The sequence below is a fragment of the Micromonospora globispora genome, assembly GCF_003857015.1.
In the GTDB taxonomy this organism is placed as follows: domain Bacteria; phylum Actinomycetota; class Actinomycetes; order Mycobacteriales; family Micromonosporaceae; genus Micromonospora; species Micromonospora globispora.
Map to the genome: position 1 here is coordinate 1 of NZ_QGGF01000543.1, position 3,395 is coordinate 3,395.

At 73.1% G+C, this 3,395-nt stretch carries 3 protein-coding genes; all 3 read left to right on the forward strand.

Features of this window, described 5'->3' with window-relative positions; all coding sequences use genetic code 11:
* Nucleotides 1–247 precede the first annotated feature (247 nt).
* Complete coding sequence (locus DKL51_RS28300; RefSeq protein ID WP_109947979.1) at nucleotides 248–1,516, forward strand: ATP-binding protein; 1,269 nt, start codon at nucleotides 248–250, stop codon at nucleotides 1,514–1,516.
* Between the two features lie 2 nt (nucleotides 1,517–1,518).
* A complete protein-coding gene (locus DKL51_RS28305) occupies nucleotides 1,519–2,205 on the forward strand; it encodes a response regulator (protein WP_109947977.1) in 687 nt (228 codons plus the stop codon).
* A gap of 190 nt (nucleotides 2,206–2,395) precedes the next feature.
* Nucleotides 2,396–3,395, forward strand: a 1,000-nt coding sequence (locus tag DKL51_RS28310) for a thioester domain-containing protein (RefSeq protein WP_260428694.1), incomplete at its 3' end; no start/stop codon positions are given.

Below are 3,395 nucleotides of genomic sequence, written 5' to 3' on the forward strand. Positions count from 1 at the left end.
GGATGCCGGCGTCGGGGGTGGCGGGGGCCCGTCCGGCGGTGCCGCCCCGGGCAGGGGCGGACGGGCAGCGTCCTCGGTCATGCCTCGATCCTGCTGCCCCGGCCGCCCGAGCGTCCTCGGGACCCGACCCTGACCTCACCCTGAGATCCCGGCCGCCCGAATGTCGGGGGCGTCCCCGTGGTCCGGGGCGGTCCAACCGTGTGACGATCGAACCGGCGCCGGCCGGACCGGGCCACACCGTCGTCCCCTGACCCGGGAGCCTCCGATCAGCAGCACCGTAACTCCGCATCCGCCCCGCCTCTACCGGGCCCCCGAGCACCGGTTGGCCGCCGGGGTGGCCGCCGGCATCGCCGAGCACCTCGGCATCTCGGTGGTCCGGGTGCGGGTGGCCTTCATGGTGCTGCTCGGGCTGAGCGGCCTCGGCCTGCTGCTCTACGCAGCCTTCTGGGCTGTGGTCCCGCTGCGCCCGGGCGACACCGTCCCGCCCCGCCGGGACCTCGCCCAGCTCCTGCCGTTCGTGGCGATCGGGCTGGGCGTGCTGCTGACCCAGGTTATGGTCTTCGATTCGGTGGGCGCGGCCGGCACCGCCGGCTGGCTGGTTGCGATCATCGCGGTCGGTACCGGGGTGATCTGGCACCAGTCCGCCCCGGAGCGCCGCCGCCAGTGGGGCGAGTCGATGCCGGTGCCGTGGCTCGGCGCCGTGGTGGAGGAGAGCGACCGGCGGGCCTTCGTGCTCCGCTTCATCGGTGGCGGGGTGCTCGTCGCCGTCGGCATCATCGGCGTCGCGGCGGTCTACTCGCCGGCGCAGAACTTCGACGCCGTGCTCAACGGCGTGATCTTCGCGCTGGTCGGGCTGGCCGGGGTCGGCGTGGTGGCCGCGCCGGTGCTCTGGCGGACCTGGAACCAGCTCCGTTCGGAGCGCGAAGGCCGCATCCGGGAGCAGGAACGCGCCGAGCTGGCCGCGATGGTGCACGACCAGGTGCTGCACACCCTGGCCCTGATCCAGCGCAACGCCACCGACGTCAAGACCGTGCAGCGGCTGGCCCGCGGGCAGGAGCGGTCGCTGCGGAACTGGCTCTACAAGCCGACCGCCTCGCCGGCCGAGCGCTTCGCCGCGGCGCTGGAGCAGGCCGCGGCCGAGGTGGAGGACACCTTCGCCATCACCGTCGAGGCGGTGGTGGTCGGCGACCGGGAGACCGACGAGCGGGTCGGCGCGCTGGTCGCCGCCGCCCGGGAGGCGCTGGTGAACGCGGCCCGGCACGCCGAGGTGCGGACCGTTTCGCTCTACGCCGAGGTGGAACCGGAACAGGTCAGCGTCTTCGTACGGGACCGGGGCAAGGGCTTCGACCCGGATACCGTGGAGGATCACCGACACGGCGTTCGAGGATCGATCATCGGGCGGATGAAGCGGCACGGCGGCCGGGCGGAGATCCGGTCCGGGCCGGGGGAGGGGACCGAGGTCCGGCTGATGCTGCCGATCACCGGCACGGGCTCCACAGCGGAAAGGGACAGATGACCATGGCGGAGCAGTCGATGGGTCCGGTCGAGGGGGCGCAGCCCCGGGACGGGCGGCTGCGGGTGTTCCTCGTCGACGACCACGCCATGTTCCGGGCCGGGGTCCGCGCGGAGCTCGGCGGCCACGTCGAGGTGGTTGGCGAGGCGAGCACGGTGGCCGAGGCGGTCAGCCGGATCGCGGCGACCCAGCCCGACGTGGTGCTGCTGGACGTGCACATGCCGGACGGGGGCGGCCGGGCGGTGCTGGACGCGATGCGGCGTACCCACCCGCAGGTCCGGTTCCTGGCGCTGAGCGTGTCGGACGCGGCCGAGGACGTGATAGGGCTGATCCGGGCGGGTGCTCGCGGGTACGTCACGAAGACGATCTCGCCGGACGAGCTGACCGACGCCATCCGGCGGGTGGCCGACGGGGACGCCGTGTTCAGCCCCCGGCTGGCCGGGTTCGTGCTGGACGCGTTCGCGGCCCGGCCCGACGCGCCCGTCGCCGATCCCGAGCTGGACCAGCTCACCAACCGGGAGCGCGAGGTGCTCCGGCTGCTCGCCCGGGGGTACGCGTACAAGGAGATCGCCAAGGAGCTGTTCATCTCGATCAAGACGGTGGAGACGCACGTGTCGAACGTGCTCCGCAAGCTCCAGATGTCCAACCGGTACGAACTGTCGCGCTGGGCGGCCGACCGCCGCCTGGTGTGATTGATTCCTCCTCTCCCGTATCCAGGGCGAACGTGACGGCTGTCCCCGTTGGGGATGACAGGCGTCGATTCGACTGTCCATAATGCTCCGTCGCGTTCTCGTCCGCGGGTGGTGCGAAATCCCGCGGGAACGGCGACCTGTCGAGCCCGCGTGGCGCGGGTCCACCCCTGGGGAGAGGTGTACGAATCTGATGTTCCAGAAACGAGGACGACGCTGGGTGCGTACCGTCGCGGCGGTCGTCGCCGGTGGCGCGCTGGCGTTCGGCGCGAGCGGACCGGCGGTCGCCGAGGGGCCGGCCACCGGCGTGGCCCGAGCGGTTCCGGGCACCGGCGTCACGCTGCAGCTCAACGGCCGGAGCATGGGTACGTCGGCGCTGGCGCTGGAGACGAGGACCGGGACGGTGCCGGTCTTCTGCATCGACTTCCGCACGCCGGTGGCGCGCAACGGGGAGTACGTCGAGGGCACCTGGGGCGAGTCCGAGGTGAAGAACCTCGGCAAGGTGCAGTGGGTGCTCACCCACGGCTACCCGAACGCCGACCCGGCGTCCCTGCTGTCGAAGGCCGGTGCCGCCCTGCCACCGGGGCTGACCGGCCCGCGCCGGGACACCCTGCTCTACTTCGGTACCCAGACCGCCGTCTGGCAACTCAGCGACGGCGTACGGCTGGGTGACTGGCGGCCGGGGCTGGGCGCCGAGAACGAGTACGCGGTGATCAAGCGGATCCACGACTATCTGGTCGGGAACGCTACCGACCAGCCGGAGCCGAAGGCCGGCCTGACCATCGACCCGGCCACCGCGTCGGCGACGGCCGGCGCCAAGGCGGGCCCGTTCACGGTCAGCGGCCCGGCCGGCGAGATCGCGGTCAAGGCAGAGCACGGCAGCGCCGTCGACGCGGCCGGCCGGCCGGTGAGGACCACCACCAACGGCGGCCGGTTCTGGCTGACCCGGGACGGCGCCGGCGAGGTGACGGTGACAGTTTCGGCCCAGGACTCGGTCTCCTTCGGCCGGGTCTTCCTCTACTCCGGCGGCAAGGACGAGCACCAGAAGCTGATCCTCGGCGGCAGCACCGGCGCCACCGTGACGGCCCGGGCGGGCGCCACCTTCGCGACGGCCCCGGCCTCCCCGTCCGCCTCGCCGTCGCCGACCGTGCCGGCGGAGTCGCCGTCGCCGTCCGCCCCGGCGGAGAGCGCGT

What these genes read in the sequence shown, in the direction of transcription:
- DKL51_RS28305 (WP_109947977.1), top strand. Translation starts at nt 1,519, where the DNA reads ATGGCGGAGCAGTCGATGGGTCCGGTCGAGGGGGCGCAGCCCCGGGAC.